This window comes from Blautia sp. MSK17_66 (genome assembly GCF_020538025.1).
In the GTDB taxonomy this organism is placed as follows: domain Bacteria; phylum Bacillota; class Clostridia; order Lachnospirales; family Lachnospiraceae; genus Blautia_A.
This window is the reverse complement of record NZ_JAJBNQ010000006.1, coordinates 34,022-53,425: the sequence shown is the minus strand read 5'-3', so window position 1 is coordinate 53,425 and position 19,404 is coordinate 34,022. Positions and strand designations below refer to the sequence as shown.

19 protein-coding genes are annotated in these 19,404 nt (G+C 42.8%); 8 read left to right on the top strand and 11 right to left on the bottom strand.

Annotation, left to right across the window (positions count from 1 at the left end; genetic code table 11):
- Window positions 1–72: 72 nt before the first annotated feature.
- The 8 genes from minD (at window position 73) to mgtE (ending at window position 8,918) form a co-directional block, all read left to right on the top strand.
- A complete protein-coding gene (minD, locus tag LIR34_RS04585) occupies window positions 73–861 on the top strand; it encodes a septum site-determining protein MinD (RefSeq protein ID WP_161284302.1) in 789 nt (262 codons plus the stop codon).
- A 29-nt stretch (window positions 862–890) separates the two neighbouring features.
- On the top strand, window positions 891–1,130 hold the full coding sequence (locus tag LIR34_RS04580; RefSeq protein ID WP_227240482.1) for a cell division topological specificity factor MinE: 240 nt from the start codon (window positions 891–893) through the stop codon (window positions 1,128–1,130).
- Between the two features lie 8 nt (window positions 1,131–1,138).
- Entirely contained in the window at window positions 1,139–2,299 is a 1,161-nt protein-coding gene (locus LIR34_RS04575) for an FtsW/RodA/SpoVE family cell cycle protein (protein WP_173902122.1), read from the top strand.
- Complete coding sequence (locus tag LIR34_RS04570; RefSeq protein ID WP_173902121.1) at window positions 2,296–3,507, top strand: D-alanyl-D-alanine carboxypeptidase family protein; 1,212 nt, start codon at window positions 2,296–2,298, stop codon at window positions 3,505–3,507. Before LIR34_RS04575 ends, LIR34_RS04570 begins: the two co-directional genes overlap by 4 nt.
- A gap of 232 nt (window positions 3,508–3,739) precedes the next feature.
- Entirely contained in the window at window positions 3,740–5,221 is a 1,482-nt protein-coding gene (locus LIR34_RS04565) for an MBOAT family O-acyltransferase (protein ID WP_173902120.1), read from the top strand.
- Between the two features lie 15 nt (window positions 5,222–5,236).
- Window positions 5,237–6,316, top strand: coding sequence for a hypothetical protein (locus LIR34_RS04560; RefSeq protein ID WP_173902119.1), 1,080 nt, complete (start codon window positions 5,237–5,239; stop codon window positions 6,314–6,316).
- Window positions 6,317–6,495: 179 nt separating this feature from the next.
- Window positions 6,496–6,915 carry a twitching motility protein PilT gene (locus LIR34_RS04555; protein WP_161284293.1) on the top strand — a complete coding sequence of 140 codons (420 nt, stop codon included), beginning with the start codon at window positions 6,496–6,498 and terminating at the stop codon, window positions 6,913–6,915.
- A 608-nt stretch (window positions 6,916–7,523) separates the two neighbouring features.
- Complete coding sequence (mgtE, locus tag LIR34_RS04550) at window positions 7,524–8,918, top strand: magnesium transporter (protein ID WP_173902118.1); 1,395 nt, start codon at window positions 7,524–7,526, stop codon at window positions 8,916–8,918.
- Between the two features lie 60 nt (window positions 8,919–8,978).
- On the opposite strand, the gene LIR34_RS04545 is transcribed toward mgtE, so the two are convergent.
- The 11 genes from LIR34_RS04545 to aroB all read right to left on the bottom strand — a co-directional run bounded on the left by LIR34_RS04545 (window position 8,979) and on the right by aroB (window position 19,404).
- Entirely contained in the window at window positions 8,979–10,034 is a 1,056-nt protein-coding gene (locus LIR34_RS04545) for a tyrosine-type recombinase/integrase (RefSeq protein ID WP_173902117.1), read from the bottom strand.
- A 125-nt stretch (window positions 10,035–10,159) separates the two neighbouring features.
- Window positions 10,160–10,390 (bottom strand): hypothetical protein, encoded by a 231-nt coding sequence (locus tag LIR34_RS04540; protein ID WP_161285856.1) that lies wholly within the window; start codon window positions 10,388–10,390, stop codon window positions 10,160–10,162.
- A 23-nt stretch (window positions 10,391–10,413) separates the two neighbouring features.
- Window positions 10,414–11,310 carry a tyrosine-type recombinase/integrase gene (locus tag LIR34_RS04535; RefSeq protein ID WP_173902116.1) on the bottom strand — a complete coding sequence of 299 codons (897 nt, stop codon included), beginning with the start codon at window positions 11,308–11,310 and terminating at the stop codon, window positions 10,414–10,416.
- Window positions 11,311–11,399: 89 nt separating this feature from the next.
- Complete coding sequence (gene nagA / locus LIR34_RS04530) at window positions 11,400–12,554, bottom strand: N-acetylglucosamine-6-phosphate deacetylase (protein ID WP_173902115.1); 1,155 nt, start codon at window positions 12,552–12,554, stop codon at window positions 11,400–11,402.
- Between the two features lie 78 nt (window positions 12,555–12,632).
- Window positions 12,633–13,079 (bottom strand): D-aminoacyl-tRNA deacylase, encoded by a 447-nt coding sequence (gene dtd / locus LIR34_RS04525; RefSeq protein WP_161285853.1) that lies wholly within the window; start codon window positions 13,077–13,079, stop codon window positions 12,633–12,635.
- Window positions 13,080–13,118: 39 nt separating this feature from the next.
- The gene (locus LIR34_RS04520) at window positions 13,119–14,318 is read right to left on the bottom strand and encodes a SpoIIE family protein phosphatase (protein ID WP_173902114.1); all 1,200 of its coding nucleotides are present in this window, start codon (window positions 14,316–14,318) and stop codon (window positions 13,119–13,121) included.
- A 1-nt stretch (window position 14,319) separates the two neighbouring features.
- The gene (locus LIR34_RS04515) at window positions 14,320–16,032 is read right to left on the bottom strand and encodes a [Fe-Fe] hydrogenase large subunit C-terminal domain-containing protein (protein WP_173902113.1); all 1,713 of its coding nucleotides are present in this window, start codon (window positions 16,030–16,032) and stop codon (window positions 14,320–14,322) included.
- Window positions 16,033–16,146: 114 nt separating this feature from the next.
- Window positions 16,147–16,785 carry a cytidylate kinase-like family protein gene (locus LIR34_RS04510; RefSeq protein WP_173902112.1) on the bottom strand — a complete coding sequence of 213 codons (639 nt, stop codon included), beginning with the start codon at window positions 16,783–16,785 and terminating at the stop codon, window positions 16,147–16,149.
- Between the two features lie 85 nt (window positions 16,786–16,870).
- Window positions 16,871–17,785: an RluA family pseudouridine synthase gene (locus tag LIR34_RS04505; RefSeq protein WP_173902111.1), complete on the bottom strand. Its 915-nt coding sequence runs from the start codon at window positions 17,783–17,785 to the stop codon at window positions 16,871–16,873.
- A 3-nt stretch (window positions 17,786–17,788) separates the two neighbouring features.
- Window positions 17,789–18,316 carry a signal peptidase II gene (gene lspA, locus LIR34_RS04500; protein WP_173902110.1) on the bottom strand — a complete coding sequence of 176 codons (528 nt, stop codon included), beginning with the start codon at window positions 18,314–18,316 and terminating at the stop codon, window positions 17,789–17,791.
- Window positions 18,313–19,404 (bottom strand): 3-dehydroquinate synthase, encoded by a 1,092-nt coding sequence (gene aroB, locus LIR34_RS04495; protein WP_173902109.1) that lies wholly within the window; start codon window positions 19,402–19,404, stop codon window positions 18,313–18,315. Before aroB ends, lspA begins: the two co-directional genes overlap by 4 nt.

Below are 19,404 nucleotides of genomic sequence, written 5' to 3'. Positions count from 1 at the left end.
ATGTGCTGCGGCAAATATACAGAAGAGAATACCAGAAGTCTGGAACATATCTTTTCAGGAGGGTGCAGAAACATGGGTGAAGTGATAGTAGTTACATCCGGTAAGGGTGGAGTCGGCAAAACAACAACCGTAGCCAATATCGGTACTGGACTGGCGATGCTGGACAAGCGGACAGTCGTTGTCGATACGGATATCGGTCTTCGGAATCTGGATGTGATCCTTGGACTCGAAAATCGTATCGTATACAATCTGGTAGATGTCATAAATGGGAAGTGCCGCCTGAAGCAGGCACTGATCAAGGATAAGAGACATCCGGAACTGTATCTGCTTCCATCGGCACAGACAAAGGATAAATCCGCTGTTTCTCCGGAACAGATGATCAAACTGACAGAAGAACTGAGAGAAGAGTTTGATTTTGTTCTTCTGGACTGTCCGGCAGGGATCGAGCAGGGATTCCGAAATGCGATCGCAGGAGCGGACAAGGCTCTTGTGGTCACAACCCCGGAGGTTTCAGCAATTCGCGATGCAGACCGGATCATAGGACTTCTGGAAGCAGATGGCATCCAGGATATTCATCTGATCATCAATCGGCTTCGTCCGGATATGATCGCACGTGGAGATATGATGTCAGTGGAGGATGTCGTTGAGATCCTTGCCGTGAATCTGATCGGAAGCATTCTGGATGATGAGCAGATTGTGATCGCTGCTAATCAGGGAGAACCTTTTTCGGGCAGAAATTCACAGGCTGAAGAAGAATATCGAAACATCTGCCGCAGGTTACTGGGTGAGGAGGTTCCATTTGCACCCCTTCATCAAAAAAAGGGAATGCTTCAGAGGATTGGAAACCTTTTTCATAAATGACTGCCTACAGACGGAGGGAGAGGATTCATGTGAAAGCTTTGTTTCAGTTCAAAAACCGCTCCGCAGAATATGCAAGAAACCGGATGAAGCTTCTTCTGGTTTCAGAGAGGATTGGCTGTTCCTTGCAAATGATGGATTTATTGAAGGACGACATGATCCATACAGTAAAAAAATACGTTTCCATAGATGAGGAAGGCGTTGTGTTCTGGATAAGTCAGGAACCTCCGGTCCTTCATGCAGACATACCGGTATATAAGAAAAGGGAATAAAATACAAAATGATTAAACAGTATAAATTACGATTTTATAATTTCAGACTGGTGCTTTTTCTTGTTGCGATCAGTGCGATCGGAATCATATTAGTCGGAAGTGCCAGAGATGATCTCAGAAGTAAACAGCTGATCGGTGTCATTATGGGTCTGCTGATCATGACAGCACTTTCGCTGCTCGATTACTCGTGGATCTCAAATTTTCAATGGATTTTGTACGGGGTCAATATTGTGCTTCTGCTGATCGTACGACTCTTTGGTGACTCTGCAAATGGAGCAGCCCGCTGGATTGATTTTGGATTCATTCGTTTTCAGCCTACAGAGCTGTCAAAGATCATTATTATTTTGTTTTTCGCCAGGTTCTTTATGGATCATGAGGAAGATTTGAACACGCCAAAGACACTGGCTAAATCTGTTTTGTTGCTGGCAGTTCCTCTTTTTCTGATCTTAGAGCAGCCCGACTTGAAAAACACACTCATGATGCTGGCTGTATTCTGTATTATTATCTATATTGCAGGACTCAGCTATAAGATCATAGGAGGCACAGTTCTGATTCTGGTTCCTCTTATCATCATTTTTCTCTCGATAGTAGTTCAGCCGAATCAGAAACTGATCAAGGATTATCAGAGAGATCGAATCATGTCATTCCTTTACCCTGAGAACGACGAGTACAGTGATGATATCCAGCAGCAGAATAACTCCAAGACAGCGATCGCGTCAGGTGAGCTGATCGGTAAGCGACTGTCCGGAAGTGACGAGGTGACCTCAGTAAATAAGGGTAACTTTGTTTCAGAGAATCAGACAGACTTTATTTTTGCAGTTGCAGGAGAGGAGTATGGATTTCTCGGCTGCTCCCTGATCATCCTGCTTCTTCTGGCAATTTCCATTGAATGTGTCCGGATGGGGCTTCGAGCGAAGGATTTGTCCGGTAAGATCATATGCTGCGGAATGGCCAGTGTCGTCGCGCTGCAGAGTTATTTGAATATCAGTGTAGCTACAGGAATAGCACCGAACACAGGTACGCCGCTTCCATTTGTAAGCTATGGTCTGACCTCATTGGTAAGTCTTTATATCGGAATGGGACTTGTCTTGAATGTAGGTCTGCAGAGCAGTGCATATAATAAGGAAATTCGCAAAAATTCTATGAATCAGAAAGAGGATTACTTATGAAAAAAGAACAGCCATATGAACGCAGACGTACCGCAGATACAGCAAAATCTGCAAGGTCGCATACCTCATCAGGCAGAAGTGCCTCGGCAAACAGGAAATCGGGAAGGTCTGCAAGGCCGACAGGAGGTACTGCACATACTTCCGTAAGAAATGCACGTCCGGTCGCAGCATCACAGGCCCGCAGAAACCCGCCTTCCCGAAAGAAAAAATCGCGCAGAAGAAGTTTTCTGCCGGTCATAGCAGTGATACTTCTTGTCATAGCCTTATGCGGCGGTGGATACTATGTATTCCGAACAGGATTACCTGTTGGAAAAAAGGTACAGGCCTTTGATATCAATCAGGAATTTCAGTATCAGAACACACTCAGGACAACCTCAAGGGCGGTTTCGTTTGCCGGTGATCTCTGTGTTGTGAGTGGGGATCAGGCACTTGATTCGGTCACTTTGGAGGATGGGCAGGAGGGACTGCTTCTGAATCTTAATGACAAATCTGTAATGTACGCCAAAGGAGCCTACGATAAGGTTTATCCGGCAAGTATTACCAAGATCATGACAGCACTTCTGGCATTCACCAATGGGAATATGGATGATGTTGTCACAATCTCAGAGGAGAATGTCACTTTGGAGGAAGGTTCTCAGCGTGTAGGATTCCAGGTGGGAGATCAGGTCACAATGGATGAACTGGTTCACTGTCTGTTGGTATATTCCGGAAATGACGCAGCATCTGCGATTGCGACGCATATTGGAGGAACGACAGAGAATTTTGTTTCTATGATGAATGCGTATGCAGCTTCCCTTGGTTGTACAGGAACTCATTTCACCAATCCTCACGGTCTGCAGGATGAAAATCATTATACAACACCATATGATATTTATCTGATGCTGAAGGAGGCTCTGAAATATCCTGAATTTACAGAGATCACTCAGCTGGGAAGCTACACGACAAGCTATAAATACAGTGATGGTTCCGATGCGAGTGTAGCGCTGACTGCAACAGATCATTATCTTACAGGAGAAGCAACAGCACCAAAAGGTATCACGATCCTTGGAGGTAAAACAGGAACGACCAGCAGTGCAGGAAACTGTCTTGCCCTGTTGTGTCAGAATGAATATGGAAATCCATTTGTGTCCATTGTAATGGGTGCATCCACGAAAGAACTTTTGTATCAGGAGATGACATCCCTGTTGGAACATATCAATACTGTATAGTGAAGACAGCCCGGAGAACCTTAATAAATCCCGGGCTGTTATTTTTCAAGATGTAAATGTTATAGTATAATAAATACAAATAACACAAAACACATTGCGCTCCGCGCCTTATCAACCAGCATAGTCAGCCTTCATCATCTGAACATCATGAAAGACTTGACTAACCCTGAAGTTTCCCTTATAGTTGATACGGAATAATAGAAAACTAAAGTTAAGGGGAAATCATAGAAAAATGTTATTTAATTCTTACATATTTATATTTGTTTTTCTGCCATTGGCTATTGGAAGCTATTACGGACTGCATAAACTTAAAAAACCTGTTTTAGCCAAAGTTTCATTGATTCTTATGTCATTCTGGTTCTATGGTTATTTTAATCCAAGCTATCTCTGGATCATGTGCAGTAGTATTCTTGTCAATTATCTGTTGTCTCAGCTGCTGCAGCGCAAATGGCTTTTTGCAGCTGAGAGAATCTCACTGCTCAAAAAGACTCTGCTTGGTATTGGACTTATCTTTAATCTTGGATTGATCTTTTACTTTAAGTATTATGATTTCTTTGTTGACAATCTGAACAAAGTTTTTTCAGCTGACTTTCAGCTGCGACATGTTGTTCTCCCGCTGGGTATCAGCTTTTTTACTTTTCAGCAGGTTTCTTACATGGTCGATTCCTATCGTGGTGAAACAAAAGAGTATAATTTTGCAGACTATGCATTATTTGTAACATTCTTTCCACAGCTGATCGCCGGACCAATTGTTCTGCATAATGAGGTTCTGCCTCAGTTTGAGGACAAGAACAACTGGAAAGTTAACAGTGACAATATGGCTCATGGGCTTTATATGTTTGCGGCAGGCCTTGTTAAAAAGGCCGTTATCGCAGATACATTAAGTGTGTCTGTCGCATGGGGATACAGCCATCTCGGAAATGATCTTACTTCCATGGAAGCAATTCTGACTATGCTGGCCTATACCTTCCAGATTTATTTTGATTTCAGCGGATATTGCGACATGGCAACCGGGCTTGGATATATGTTTAATATCCATATTCCAATGAACTTTAATTCTCCATATAAGGCTCTGTCAATTGTAGACTTCTGGAAAAGATGGCATCTGACGCTGACCAGATTTCTGCGTACTTATGTATATTTTCCACTTGGGGGAAGTCGTAAGGGAACCGTTCGGACCTACTTTAATATTATCATGGTATTCCTAGTAAGTGGACTCTGGCATGGAGCAAACTGGACCTTTATTTTCTGGGGCTTCCTGCATGGAATCGGTAATGCTGTCACCAGAATGTTCAAAAAACAGTGGGAGAGTATGCACGAGGTGATTCAATGGGCAGCCACTTTTCTGTTTGTAAATATCACCTGGATTTTTTTCCGGGCAGATTCTATTTCACAGGCGTTTACGTTTATCAAAAGAATCCTCGGCTTCAAAAATCTCAATGTCCGGGGACCTTTTTTGCAGACCTTCCAGTTAAAAGAATTTCATCTTATTTACAGCCATATTCCTGTATTAAATAAAGTTATGGCTTCCATCCGGGGTGTTGATGCACTGATCATGCTTGCCGGAATGTTATTCTTATGTCTTAATTTTAAAAACAATCAGGAAATGAAGTTTCGCCCGACAGTCTCTATGGCTGTTTTCACCGTATTCTGTATGGTATGGGGAATTTTTACCCTTTCAGGTGTGTCGGAATTTCTCTACTTTAACTTTTAGGGAGCAATAAATATTATGAACAGTAATAAATTTGTAAAAACAGTACTCGTCGGAACTGGTACCATGCTGGTTCTTATCGGCGGCATGACAGCAGTAATAGATCCATTTTTTCATTATCATAAGCCACTAGCACAGCTGGAATATCCTCTTGAACGAGGAAGAGAGCGTTATCTCAACAATGGAATCATCCGAAACTTTGATTATGATTCTGCAATCACCGGAACTTCTATGATGCAGAATTTCAAAACCTCTCAGTTTGATAAGCTGTTTGATGCACATTCTGTCAAGGTGACTCTTACCGGTGATACATACTGGGCGATAGACGAGGAAATCCGGATGATTTTTCAGAATAAATCTGATATAAAATATATCTTCCGCTGTCTGGACTATAATAAGGTTTTTGATGACAAGTCTGATTATAATTACGATAACGTTCCGACCTATCTGTATGATGATAATCCCTGGAATGACGTACAGTATCTCTTTAATAAAGACGTTTTTATAGACAATACACTCGATGTCGTGAAATATACCCTTCATGGACAGAAAATGCCTGATATGGATCAATACAGCTCCTGGGCAGCTGATCATCCGGTCGGTAAAGATTATGTCCTTCAGAATTACTCCGCACCAGCCAGATGTGAGGATCAAAAGGAATTCACAGAAAAAGAAGCTGAAATTGTCCGACATAATGTAGAAGAAAATGTTCTCGATATGGTAAAAGCACATCCTGAAACAACCTTTTATTTCTATACTCCACCATACAGTGCCCTCTGGTGGTATAAGACGAAATGTTCAGGGAATCTTAAACGCTATTTTCAGGCAGAACAACTGCAGGCAGAGCTTCTCCTGCAATACGATAATGTGAAGCTTTTTTCCTTCACAGATCTTTTTGATCTGACCTGTGATCTTGATAATTACAAGGATGATACACATTACAGCGAGCAGATCAGTGCGGATATCATGGACTGGATCCACGATGGAACATACCAGATGACAGAAGCTAACTATAAATCAAGGATAGAGAACATGACAGACTATTATCTTCATTACAACTACTCAAAATCGGGAATTCCTCTGGCACAGGAAAATTAATCTGCCGCAGACAAAACACCTCGACCATAAGAACTATAAATTTTCCTCCTTTTAGAAAATTTCACAAAAACTTGCAATTATCTATTGAAATTTGATACAAAATACACTATAATACAAACATATTAATTATCGTATTTGTTCAAAATTAATATCATATTGTGTCTAAGGAGGAAAACAGGATGGTTGAACTGATCGTAGGAAAGAAAGGCAAAGGCAAAACAAAAGTACTGTTAGACAAAGTAAACGGCGCAATTAAGGATGCGAATGGCAGCATTGTTTATCTGGACAAAAGCACCAAGCATATGTATGAGCTGAATAATAAGGTTCGTCTGATCGATGTTTCTGTATATCCGATCAAGAACGCCGATGAATTTGTCGGATTTGTATGTGGAATCATTTCTCAGGACCATGACCTTGAGCAGGTTTATCTCGACAGTTTCCTGACTACAGCTAAATTAGAAGGACTGGATGTTACCAGTACACTGGAGCAGCTTACTACCGTTGGTGAGAAATTCAATGTGAAATTCATCATCAGCATGTCTCTTGACAAAGAAGATATTCCGGCTGCATTCCAGGATAAGATCGTAACTGCATTATAATTACGGATTCATTAAATTTTACATAGGATGGAGAAAGAACTCTGTTAAGTGCAGAGTTCTTTTTTTATGTTATTACAAGCGCAGATTAGATTACATAATTATACTTATGTAATCTAAATGGAAATGAGCATTTTTATCTACCTATCACCAAAGGTGATCGGGAATGGATTTTGACCAAGTTACTGTTCACAGTAACGATTTTATCATTTGACATCCCATCCCCAAACGTTTATAATATGACTGTCAATAAAATTAATTTACATTTTGCCGGAAAATTCAGTATTGATCATAACCGAATTCCCGGCAGAAAGTACGAAACAATTACAATATTTCTAATGCAAAGGCAGGTGAACAGAATGGATAGTTGTGATTCTCACGGGCGAAGTAGTAACACAGGATGGAAGAGAATAATAGTTTGTGATTTCATAACAGGTCACATTCTGTTTTAATCTTTATATTTTTCTATTTTTTTTCTCTTTTTATCCTGTTTATCAAAATCCCTGAACACAATTTACAATCAAAACTAATTGACATTGACATGCTCTAAAAAGATCATGCCTTGTTTTGGTGTGCTCTTTTTTAAACAACAGTGAAAAGGAGAAAACAGGATGGAAAACAGAACACAGAATTATGCAAAAGAAATTCTGGATATCATCAAAAGCAATGTATCTCCTGCAGTTCTTTCCAAACGTCTGCAGGATTTCCATGAAAATGACCTTGCTGAGGTGTTACCGGAACTGTCTTCCGCAGAACGAAGCAAGATTTACCGGATCTTTGATCTGGATACCTTATCTGATATTCTGGAATATACAGATGAGGAGACAGCAGTAACTTATCTTGAAGAAATGAATCTCAAGAAGGCTGCCGCAATTCTTTCCCGTATAGAGACAAATGTATTATCCGATATCCTGCAGCATTTTGACAAAGAAAAACGCAGACTTCTGATCGAACTTCTGGATGACGATGTACGTCATGATGTAGAAATGATCAATACTTTTGACGATGAAGAAATCGGAAGCCGGATGACCACAAACTGCATCATAATAAACAATCATCTTTCCGTAAAAGGTGCGATGAGCGCTCTGGTATCCCAGGCAGCTCAGAATGACAATATCTCTACGATTTTTGTGGTAAATGATAATCAGGAATTCTATGGAGCGATCGATCTGAAGGATCTTATCATTGCACGTCAGGATCATCCTCTTGATGAGCTGGTAGTCACCTCATATCCGTATGTATACGGAACTGCTCTGATCGATGACTGCATAGAAGACCTCAAGGATTATTCCGAAGACTCTATTCCGGTTCTTGACAATGATAATCGCCTGATCGGAGTCATTACCTCGGCAAACATTGTAGACCTGGTTGACGATGAGATGGGAGAGGACTACGCGAAATTCGCCGGTCTGACTGCCGAAGAAGATCTCCAGGAACCATTGAAGGAGAGTATGAAGAAACGAATGCCATGGCTGGTCATTCTCCTCGGTCTTGGAATGATCGTTTCTTCCGTTGTAGGTATCTTTGAGAAAGTAGTAACCAACTTACCGATCATCATGTGCTTCCAGTCACTGATCCTGGATATGGCTGGTAATGTCGGAACACAGTCACTGGCTGTAACTATCCGTGTACTGATGGATGAATCCCTCACCGGCAGACAGAAACTGGAACTTGTATTTAAAGAGATGCGTATCGGTCTGTGCAACGGCGGGCTGCTTGGTCTTATGTCCTTTGTACTGATCGGTTTATATATCTGGTTATTTAAGGGTAAAACTCTTGTATTTGCCTATGCTGTTTCCGCATGTATCGGATGTTCCCTGTTGCTTGCCATGCTGATTTCAAGTGCAGTCGGAACCTGTATTCCGTTATTTTTCAAAAAAATCCATATTGACCCGGCAGTTGCCTCCGGTCCATTGATCACTACCATAAATGACCTTGTGGCCGTTATCTCTTATTATGGAATGAGCTGGATCTTCCTTATCGAGATTCTGCATCTGGCAGGGTAAATGACAAGGACGTGTAAAAATGACTTCTCATGTTTACACGTCCTTTATTATATTTCCTTCTCAATCCTCACGCAGCCTGACAGCTTTTGCAGCCTGGCGGCGTCTTGCATCATCAATTGCCGCATAGTGTTTTTTCGTAGTATTCACGTCTTTATGGCCAAGAACATCCGCAACCAGATAAATATCACCTGTTTCCTGATAAAGTGTTGTGCCATAGGTACTGCGGAGCTTATGCGGCGTGATCTTCTTAGTAGTTGTGATCTGACTCGCATATTTTTTGACAAGATTCTCAACTGCCTGCACACCGATCCGACGACGCTGTGCAGAGTAGAAGAGAGCGTGCTCATGACCTTCCAGAGGAATGATATTTTCACGGACTTCAATATAACGCTTCAGTGCTTTCTCAACCTCCGGACCAAAGTATACAACCATTTCATTCCCACCTTTTCGGGTGACCTTAATTCCATTGTTTTTGAAATCCACATCCTCAATATCAAGCCCCACACATTCCGAAACTCGAATTCCGGTTCCAAGCAGGAGAGTAACGATTGCCAGATCACGCTCCTTTGTCTTTTCATAATATACACGTTTCTGACCGGTCAGCTGATCCCCACAATGTTCAATGTAATCAAGCAGAAGAGCAACCTCATCTGTATCAAGCCGGATGATGCTTTTGTCATGGATTTTGGGAACATCGATCAATACGGTAGGATTTGTCTCGATCATTTCCCTTTTGTAAAAATATGCATAAAAACTTCGAAGTGCTGAAATTTTTCTTTTCAGCCCGCGTTCTCCATTGGTTTCTGTTTTATCACCAGCCTGATAAACCTTAAGATATTCCTGATATTCCTCAAGATCAAGAGCCTTGATCTGATCCAGAACATCAACCGTAAAATCTGTCATTTTATAATCCTTAAATGCGGGATTTTCATCGAGAAGAAATTGGAAGAAAATCCGGATATCATATGCATAGGAAATTCTGGTTTTGGTTGTTGTCGTTGTGTCAATGGCACGGAAATAATCCCTGCAGAACGGAGGCAGCGTTGTAAGGACTTCTCTGAGACGCAGAATATTTTCAACATCTTTTTGTTCATGATAGGTTGTTTTTTTCTCCATAATAATTAACTCCTTAATGATAAAATTGCCAAACAGCAGTTATCTCTATCTATACGACAAACCGTAGTTTTTCATATAGATAGATGTAGATTTCAGCCAGCACCGTAGATTTTCATTTTCAGCCTTTATTCTTCAAATTCCGCTGTTACAATAAATCCTCTCGGTGTATGTTCAATTTTTTTGATCACACCTGTTTTGGCTTTGATACGTTCAGAGTTTTTGTAACATCCGGACATTGCAACCGCCGGTTCAATAATATAACTGTAATTCATATAGGACTGAAACTCTGAAATCTCTACAACATCGCCGACCTGGATCAGTCCCTGACGTTCCATTTTAAATTGTTCCTGCCGCATAAAAATCCTTCTTTCTGTATTTATTATTCATTTTCCGGAAGATCCGCCCTTAATTTGACCATACTTCGAATACTTCTGGATGTTTCATCTATATAATCACGTTTATAACGCTTCAGATTGTCCGGTGTGATCCCCATTTCTTCTGCAACCCCTGTTGTATCGGCACCGTACGCAAACATCGTATAGATACAGGAATTACGAAGCTGCTGTGCACTGTAGTTATGGATTCCTGCCTTTGCGGTATATTTTTTCAGCATACGGCTGATATACATGGTATTCAGCTGATTTCCATATTTATTATAAAACAAATATTCGTTCGGTTCACGTTCAGACATATACAACTCCAGAATTTTATAGACATCCTCCGGAATAAAATTAGCCTTGTCGCGTTTTGACATAAAGGCATAGGCTCCATTATTATACAGGCAGATATTTTCCGGCTTCATATCGATGATCTCTGTAGAAGAAAAACCCATACGGTAAAGCAAAATTACGATACAATATACCATGTGATTTTCCTGTGCAGCTACAAGTAGCCTGTCGATATCCTCAACAGGAACTGCATTTGCATACATACTGACTTTCTGAACTTTTTTGACATAATCTGCAAAATGATTCGTATAATTATCACTAACACCAAATTCCAGGCGATTCTCATAGATATAATTTGCCAGTGAATTCAGTTCTCTTATCTTTTTGGCACAGGTACTCGGCGCCAGTGCCTTCTCTTCTGTTTTCTTTTCAAGATTTCTGTAAAATTCTGCTACATCTTCCGCATGAATATCCAGGAAATCTTTCTTCGTAAACCTTATAAATTCCAAAAAATCACTCTGATAGGATGCAATACTTTCTTCCTGGAACTGTCTGATAAAATGCTTCCATATTGTTCTGGTCTTTTCGCTAAAAGGATAATTTTCCATGAATGCCCTCCTTTCCTGATTACGCGAAGCATATGTGGGGTTTGTTATGTGTTTTTATATACTATAACATAAAAAGAGAAGAACTGCAACTACAGCAGTTCTCCGTCTTTAATTACTTTCTGAACATGAAGTTCCTGATCCATCAATACGATATGTGCCTTCTTTCCTGGACAGATCGAACCATATTCTGCATCAATTCCAAGGCTTATGGCCGGATTGATCGTCGCACAGGCAACTGCCGTTTCAAGCGGTATTTTCATGGTTTTAACCGCTGTTTTCATGCAGTCCATAAGATTCGTCGCCGAACCCGCTATCGTCCCGTCTGAGGCCAGTGTAGCGCGATTTCCGACCACATTCACATCCAGCCCTCCAAGAGTATATGAACCATCCGGCATTCCTGTCGCCCGCATACTGTCACTGATCAGAATCATCCGATCTTCCCCGAGCATCTCAAAGGTTGCACGTACTGCTGCCGGATGAATATGCACTCCATCACAGATGATCTCAGCCATCACATGCTTACTGTCATACACAGCTCCGATCACCCCCGGCTCCCTGTGTACAAACGGAGGCATCGCATTATAAAGATGCACCGCATGATCTGCCCCTGCCTCAAAAGCCTTCATTGCCGTATCATAATCCGCATTTGTATGTGCAAGAGAAACATTCACGCGATCTTTGACTGCCCGGATAAAAGAAACAGAATCCTCGCTCTCCTCCGGAGCGATCCCTATAAACTTTACCAGCCCCTCTGAGGCCCTTAAGAAACGGTCACAGACCTCCGTATCACACGGGATGATATTCCTCTCATCCTGAGCGCCCTTCTTGATACGGCTGATAAAAGGACCCTCCATGTTGATACCGACAAGATCTGCCTCCTTCTTGCTGTGCACTCCGTTTTTGTAGGCTGCTGCCACACAAAGGATATGCTCCAGCTCCTCCACCGGAAGTGTCATCGTTGCCGGTGCGATCGCAGTCACCCCCACAGAAGCCTCATACTCCGCAATTCTTTTAAGAGCTCCCCTGTCACCGTCACAGAAATCATCCCCCATACAGCCATGAAAATGCAGATCAATAAGCCCCGGTATCGCATACATTCCCTGTCCATCCAGGATTTCCTCTCCATCTGCTGCCGGACAATTCCCCTCTGTATAAACCTCGGCGATTCTGTCGTCCTTTATGACGATCCCGCCATCTGTAAACTTTTTATCCTCTGTAAAAACCCTCACATGATCAAGAATCATTGTTCCTGCCTCCCATTCTTATATAACAAAACAATTCGTGCTGCTGTTCACTGTATTCGGAATAGTTACAACAATTTTTTATAAAATATGTTCATCCAGAATAACCGTAAACGGTCCGTCATTGATCAGAGAAACCTTCATATCCGCTCCAAAACTTCCATGCTGCACAACCGGAACCGTTTTTTTCGCCTCTGCGATCATATATTCATATAAAGCTTCTGCCTCTGCCGGGTCCCCCGCCTCAATAAAGCTTGGTCTGTTTCCCTTCTTACAGTTCGCATACAATGTAAACTGAGAGACCAGAAGCACTTCTCCGTCCACATCCTTGAGAGAAAGATTTGTCTTGCCGTTTTCGTCTTCAAAAATACGAAGTCCCAGCAGTTTTTTGAGATATTTATCCGCAATTTCTTTTGTATCTTCCTTCCCGACACCGACAAACACCAAAAGTCCTCTGTTTATCTTTCCTATACTCTGTCCATCCACCTGTACTTCTGCCTGAAGTACCCTCTGTACAACCAGTTTCATAAAATTTCTCCTGTTCTCTCTTTTGTTTTTTCGTTTTATTTATACACACCAGAAACAGATCTTCACTTTCTTTCCTTCCGCCTCCAGTGCATCAATCAGCTGCAGTGCCAGTTTCTTTTTCTTCTCACGCTCAATATGAAGTGCTGTATAATTTTCATTTAAAGCATTTCCAAAAAAGAAATTTATCTCCGTGGCCTCTGCGAACAACACCCGAAACAATTCTGCTGCCCCGTCCTTCTTTTTGATGATACGATTATAGCACAGTCTGTCTTCTTTAAACTCCTCATAATAATCAATCACCTTCTGAAGAGTCAGAAGTCCCTCTGTCACAAGATCAATTCCTTTGATCTTGGACATGGCAGGAACCTCTTTCGTTCCGGAATCCGCAATCCCGATCACCTTTTCCTTCAGATAGTCTGCAACCAGCTTTGCCGTAGTTCCTCCGCATACCACCCGCATCCCTTCCTTCTGAAAAAAGGTTTCAAAATAGCTGCGGTCATCTTCACGGTCCGCCGGAGGACCAACCATAATATTGACCACATTTTTCTGCATTCCTGTCAGAGTCAGTACCGTAAGGTCATCGTCTGTCTCGTCCAGATTCAGATCCTGTCCCGCGTTTGCGATGATCGACGACATCTCCTGGGCACTCATTCCCTTTCGATAACGCTGTTCACAGAATTTTACTACTTCTTCCCGTCCCCAGCCGCCATAGGTAGTTTTGCCCATTCCGGCATTAGTGACACCGTCACTCATAAGTATCAGCATATCTCCTGTCTGAAACCGCAGATAACTCTGATGAATCTCTTTCTCTCCAAAGATAAGGATCTCCCTTTGATATTCCACATTTTTTCCATTCCGCAGCAAAACAGCATCCGGATTATCATACTGCAGCAGACAGATCTCATCACCTTTTGCCACCAGCACCGTAAATGTAGCATAGGCCAGATTACGGACACTACATATCGGAAGCGTATCCGCAACAGCCTTTACTGCGGTCTGGATATCCATATTCCTTGCAATCATGATACTAAGCATCTGGGCTGTCAGCGTAGCCAGGATATTAGCCTTTACACCGCTTCCCAGTCCGTCTGAGAGCACCAGTACCGTAGAATCCTGGTCTGTGATCACCGTATAGTAATCCCCACAGATTTTTTCTTTCTTTTTGTTCAGACTGACCCTTCCAAATCCCGTAGGGATCTCGCCTATCTTTTGTATCGTTTTGTATCTTTTCTCTTCCATCTTACTTTATCTCCTGCAGAATGGTCTGTTTCAGTTCCTCAATGACCACCTTGGTATCTGCTGCCGTTTCTCCCAGAAGACTGGCAATCTCATGTACGATCCGAAGCTGTTCCTCTGCCAGCTTATCGGCCATCCGAACCGCATCTGCCTTGGCACGGTTTTCCCTCTTTTCCCGCTCCTTTTCCTTTGTTACATCCTTCATGATGCACAGGATCAGTTTATTCTTTCTGTCATTGGTCAGTACACGTTCTATATATCTCTTCTGTTCTCCAAGATAAATGCAGTCCTGTATGATCTCCCTGTTAAAAGCGATCATATTTATCATAGAATAATCATCCATGATCTCCCCTACCGGCTTTCCAAGAAGATGCTTCTTTCTGGAAATATCAAACAGATCCTGTGCTGCTTTATTCATCTGTATGATATTAAAGTCATAATCAATGGTAACCAGCAGTCCCGGCATGGCATCAATGATGATATTGGCATAGTTTTCCTGTTTTTCTCTCATATAAGGAATGCACATGGACACCTCTGCCTTGCCCTGAATAACGGCGATCGCCTTTGCTCTGCAGGTATCATAACCACAGGCGCCACAGTTCAGCTCGTCTTCCTTTGTATATTTACCCATTTCATGCAGAACATGTGTAAATTGTTCTTTTGTGATTGCCTTTCCGGGATACAGTTCCTCCTGTATAAACCTTCTTTCCGGTATCTCCGGCACCTCCATATGATAATCCTTCTGATAATCCGGCTCTCCATCCTCCATGGAAAGCTCCTTTATGGCAATGAGTGCATCCAGAAGCTTTTTCTCCTGGTTCAGAGAGTATGAACCACCACCGATGCAGCCATTCGTACAGGCATTCATTTCTATGAAATAATCTTCATATTCCCCTGCCTTTAGTTCCTTAAGGATCTTTTTGCATTGCTCTATACCGTCCACTGCCAGATATTTCTGTCCCTCTACAGGCTGCATTGCCTGGATCAGCCCTCCACTTACTGCAGTCATTCTGGAAAGATATACCTCTCCTTTTTCTCCCGTACTTCGCTTTGGCTTCTCAGACACATCCTTCATCCAGTTATTCAGTTCCCGGAATGTGATCACATAATCCATCTGTGCCTGACCTTCTTCTGCATCTGCCATCACTGAGATACACGGACTGATGTATACCAGAACAGCATCCGGATACTGCTCCTTGAGATAGACCGCGTGCATCTGTTTGATAGAATAAACAGGCATCAGATGCTCTGTCAGATGCGGATATTTCTTTTCTATCAATCTCACGACCACCGGACAGTTAGATGATATCCGCATTGTCTTCTGCTGCTGGTTCTTCAGAAACTGCGTATATTTTTCCTTCATCATAGCCGCACCCTCTGCTGCATCAACCACCTTCCAGAAGCCCATCTTCTTAAGACACTGTTCCAGATCATCAATGCTTTTCCATCCATATCTGGCAAAATACGCCGGATGTACGGACGCGATGACCTTTTTCCCGGAAGCGATCACTTTCTGGATGTCCGGGATATCATTGTGCTCAACCTTTGCATGCTGAGGACAGACAGCAATACATTTTTCACAGAGGATACACTGTTCTTCTATGATCTGTGCCTGCTGGTTTGTTACCTTGATCGCCTTTACAGGACAGTTACGAATGCACTTATAACAGTTTTTACAATTGGCAGTACGAAACTGCAGGATTGATGTGTGATTCATGGTGATCTTCCCCCTAAGTCATTAACCTCTTTCGTGGAAACAGCATTTTTTATCTGTATCCCGGACAAAGCGAACAAGTCCTCTGACACACATCAGAGGACTCACTTTCAAATTTTATTTATTTTTACTTTCATCAAAAATCTTGATTGCTTCTATGATTGTTTTTACACTGTTTTCGATGCCAAGCTTACCACTGTCAACACAGAGATTATAGCTCTTGGCAGCTCCCCACTTCTTATTGGTATAATAATTGTAGTAGCTTGCACGGCTCTTATCTGTCTTGTTGATCATATCCCTGGCTTCTTTTTGCGATTTATTGTGCTTTGCGGCGATGCGGCTGATACGGCAGTCAATATCTGCATGTACAAACACGCTGAAGCAGTCCTTCCAGTCTGCCAGTGCATAATCTGCACAGCGGCCTACCATAACACATGGTCCCTCATCTGCCAGCTTCTTGATCGCATCAAACTGTGCCAGAAAGATCTTGTGATTCATCGGCATATCCGAAAATCCTGCTGAAGAATATCCAAAGGAGTAAGTATCCATAACCAGAGAATACAGAAAACTGTTTGTCGGCTTCTCATCATGATTCTCAAAAAGCTCCTTGCAGATGCCACTGTCGTTTGCAGCATGCTCCAAGAGCTCCTTGTCATAACACTTGATCCCGAAATACTTGGCGATCTCCTGCCCGATCTGTCTTCCTCCACTTCCGTATTCACGTCCGATTGTAATGATTGAACTTGTACTATTCATAAGCTGTACACTCCCTTCTGCAAAACTATAAAACTATTATACATGATTTCAATAAAAAATGCCAATTATTTGTTACTGTAGATGCTTATTTTCGCAATTTTTCCAGTAGTTTCTCAAAATATTCCGGAAGCGGTGCAGTAAATTCCATATATTCTCCGGTTGCAGGATGACGGAACCCAAGGATCATGGCATGAAGTGCCTGTCCCCGCAGATGATAGGGGTTTTTGGATGAACCATAAACCGTATCTCCAAGCAGCGGATGTCCCAGACTTGCCATATGCACGCGGATCTGGTGCGTACGTCCGGTTTCCAGGCGGCATTCTATATACGTTGCATTCCCAAAACGCTCCAGCACCTTATAATGGGTCACGGCTTCCTTGCCGTTCTTATGATTGATGGCCATTTTTTTACGGTCGATCGGATGCCTTCCGACAGGAGCGTCCACCGTTCCCTCGTCTTCCTTAAGATTCCCCTGCACAACTGCACGGTATCTTCGCTTAATGCTGTGTTCCTTGAGCTGCTCTGCAAGGTCTCTGTGGGCTCCGTCTTCTTTACAGATAAGAAGCGCCCCTGTCGTATCCTTGTCGATCCTGTGCACGATTCCGGGTCTTAAAACGCCATTGATCCCAGAAAGGTGCTCCCCGCAATGTGCCATAACCGCATTTACCAGAGTGCCCTCCATATGTCCGGCACTTGGATGTACTACCATATCCTTGGGTTTATTTACTACCAGAAGCCATTCATCCTCATACAGGATATCCAGAGCAATGTCTTCCGGCTGAATGTCAGGAGTCTGCATATCCGGCACCTGAAGCATGATCTCATCGCCTGTCTGCGTCTTATAATTTGCCCTGACCGCCTTCCCATTTACAGAAACCATCTGTTCTTTCAGAAGCTTCTGAAGGTATGATCTGGAAAAATCCGGACATACATCCGCAAGATAACGGTCAATGCGAACTCCGGATCTCTCTGTATCCGCAACAAATTTCATTATTTCCATAAATTATTTATCCTTTTTATTTCTGTACAGAAAATCAAAATCTTCATCTTTATATTTAAAGATAACCAGAAGTACCAGTGCGATCCCACCACAGACCACATAAATGTCCGCAATATTAAACACCGGAAAATCAATCAGTGAGAAATAAATAAAATCCACCACATAACCACAGCGCAGTCTGTCAATAAAATTCCCGACAGCTCCGGAAAACAGTACGCCTCCTGTGATGACAAGCGGCAGATAATATCGATTCTTTGGAAGTCTGACAAAAATCCAGACCAGTGCAATGCAGAACAGGACGCAGATTCCTATAAACAGAAACTGTCTGCCCTCAAGCATTCCAAATGCCATCCCCCGGTTTTCCACATAGGAAAGTTCCAGCACTCCCGGGATCAGAGGTATACTGTCCTGATGTCTCAGATGCAGAAATGCCTCATGCTTGGTGAACTGATCCAGAAAAAGCAGAAGCAGGATCAGACTGCTCCAGAGCACTGCTGCCATTCCCGTCGAAAAGGTATTCTGCTTTTTCATTTAAGAATCTCCCTGATACCAGCAAGCATCTCCTCATCACTTACTGTATGATCGATAAAGCTGCCTCCGATTCCCTTCATCAACACAAACTTGACCTGTCCCTGTTCCATTTTCTTGTCTTTTCTGGTAGCGGCAAGAACTGCGGTATCCTCCAGACCATCCACCTGGATCGGAAGATCATACAGAAGGCAGCCCTCTTTGATCTTGTTGTATTCATCCTCTGTAAGGAGTCCTCTCTGGTATGAGATATAAGCAGCTGCCACCAGGCCGATCGCCACACACTGTCCGTGCAGGAGTCTGAAATCCTTAAGCTTCTCCACGGCATGTCCGATCGTATGACCCAGATTCAGAAGTGCACGTTCTCCCTTTTCCTTTGGATCACGTTCTACCACACCCGCCTTGATCTCACAGCAGCGGCGGATCATCCTTGCCAGGGCTTTGGTATCCAGTGCACGGATTGCTTTATGCTCAGCAAGTACATACTCATAGAAATCAGCGTCGCAGATCAGTCCGGTCTTTAAGACTTCTCCCATTCCACAGGCAAACTCTACCGGCGGCAGAGTTCTCAGTGTATTCATGTTCATATAGACCAGACGCGGCTGATGAAAAGCACCGACCATATTTTTATACTGATCAAAGTCCACACCCGTCTTGCCCCCGACGCTGCTGTCTACCTGGGAGAGAAGAGTCGTCGGAATCTGGATAAAGTCGATCCCGCGAAGATAAGTAGCCGCTCCAAAGCCTGAGAGATCACCGACAACACCTCCGCCAAGTGCAACGACAAGGCTCTTACGGTCAAGCTGATTCTCGATCAGTGCCTTGTATAGCTGCTGTACCGTATTCAGATTCTTGTTCTTTTCACCCGCTTCAAAGACAAAAACAGAGACCTTTGCTGCTACTCTTGTCAGAACACGCTTTACTTCTTCTGCATAGAGAGGCTCCACATGCGTATCCGTTACAATGCAGAGGTTCCGTCCTTCCAGTCCTTCTGTCCGTATCGCATCCTTTAGTCTGTCAAATCCCTCTTCAAAATAGATCGGATAATAAAATTCTCCACTTCTTTTTACCTGTAAAATTTCTTCTGTCAT

Excerpts from the sequence above, each read along its gene's own strand:
- LIR34_RS04535 (WP_173902116.1), bottom strand. The coding sequence starts at position 11,310 with ATGGAAAATTATCCTTTTAGCGAAAAGACCAGAACAATATGGAAGCAT.
- LIR34_RS04515 (WP_173902113.1), bottom strand. The coding sequence starts at position 16,032 with ATGAATCACACATCAATCCTGCAGTTTCGTACTGCCAATTGTAAAAAC.
- minD (WP_161284302.1), top strand. The coding sequence starts at position 73 with ATGGGTGAAGTGATAGTAGTTACATCCGGTAAGGGTGGAGTCGGCAAA.
- LIR34_RS04540 (WP_161285856.1), bottom strand. The coding sequence starts at position 10,390 with ATGCGGCAGGAACAATTTAAAATGGAACGTCAGGGACTGATCCAGGTC.
- LIR34_RS04555 (WP_161284293.1), top strand. The coding sequence starts at position 6,496 with ATGGTTGAACTGATCGTAGGAAAGAAAGGCAAAGGCAAAACAAAAGTA.
- LIR34_RS04575 (WP_173902122.1), top strand. The coding sequence starts at position 1,139 with ATGATTAAACAGTATAAATTACGATTTTATAATTTCAGACTGGTGCTT.
- dtd (WP_161285853.1), bottom strand. The coding sequence starts at position 13,079 with ATGAAACTGGTTGTACAGAGGGTACTTCAGGCAGAAGTACAGGTGGAT.
- LIR34_RS04545 (WP_173902117.1), bottom strand. The coding sequence starts at position 10,034 with ATGGAGAAAAAAACAACCTATCATGAACAAAAAGATGTTGAAAATATT.
- nagA (WP_173902115.1), bottom strand. The coding sequence starts at position 12,554 with ATGATTCTTGATCATGTGAGGGTTTTTACAGAGGATAAAAAGTTTACA.
- LIR34_RS04510 (WP_173902112.1), bottom strand. The coding sequence starts at position 16,785 with ATGAATAGTACAAGTTCAATCATTACAATCGGACGTGAATACGGAAGT.
- LIR34_RS04570 (WP_173902121.1), top strand. The coding sequence starts at position 2,296 with ATGAAAAAAGAACAGCCATATGAACGCAGACGTACCGCAGATACAGCA.
- lspA (WP_173902110.1), bottom strand. The coding sequence starts at position 18,316 with ATGAAAAAGCAGAATACCTTTTCGACGGGAATGGCAGCAGTGCTCTGG.
- LIR34_RS04560 (WP_173902119.1), top strand. The coding sequence starts at position 5,237 with ATGAACAGTAATAAATTTGTAAAAACAGTACTCGTCGGAACTGGTACC.
- LIR34_RS04505 (WP_173902111.1), bottom strand. The coding sequence starts at position 17,785 with ATGGAAATAATGAAATTTGTTGCGGATACAGAGAGATCCGGAGTTCGC.
- LIR34_RS04565 (WP_173902120.1), top strand. The coding sequence starts at position 3,740 with ATGTTATTTAATTCTTACATATTTATATTTGTTTTTCTGCCATTGGCT.
- aroB (WP_173902109.1), bottom strand. The coding sequence starts at position 19,404 with ATGACAGAAGAAATTTTACAGGTAAAAAGAAGTGGAGAATTTTATTAT.
- mgtE (WP_173902118.1), top strand. The coding sequence starts at position 7,524 with ATGGAAAACAGAACACAGAATTATGCAAAAGAAATTCTGGATATCATC.
- LIR34_RS04520 (WP_173902114.1), bottom strand. The coding sequence starts at position 14,318 with ATGGAAGAGAAAAGATACAAAACGATACAAAAGATAGGCGAGATCCCT.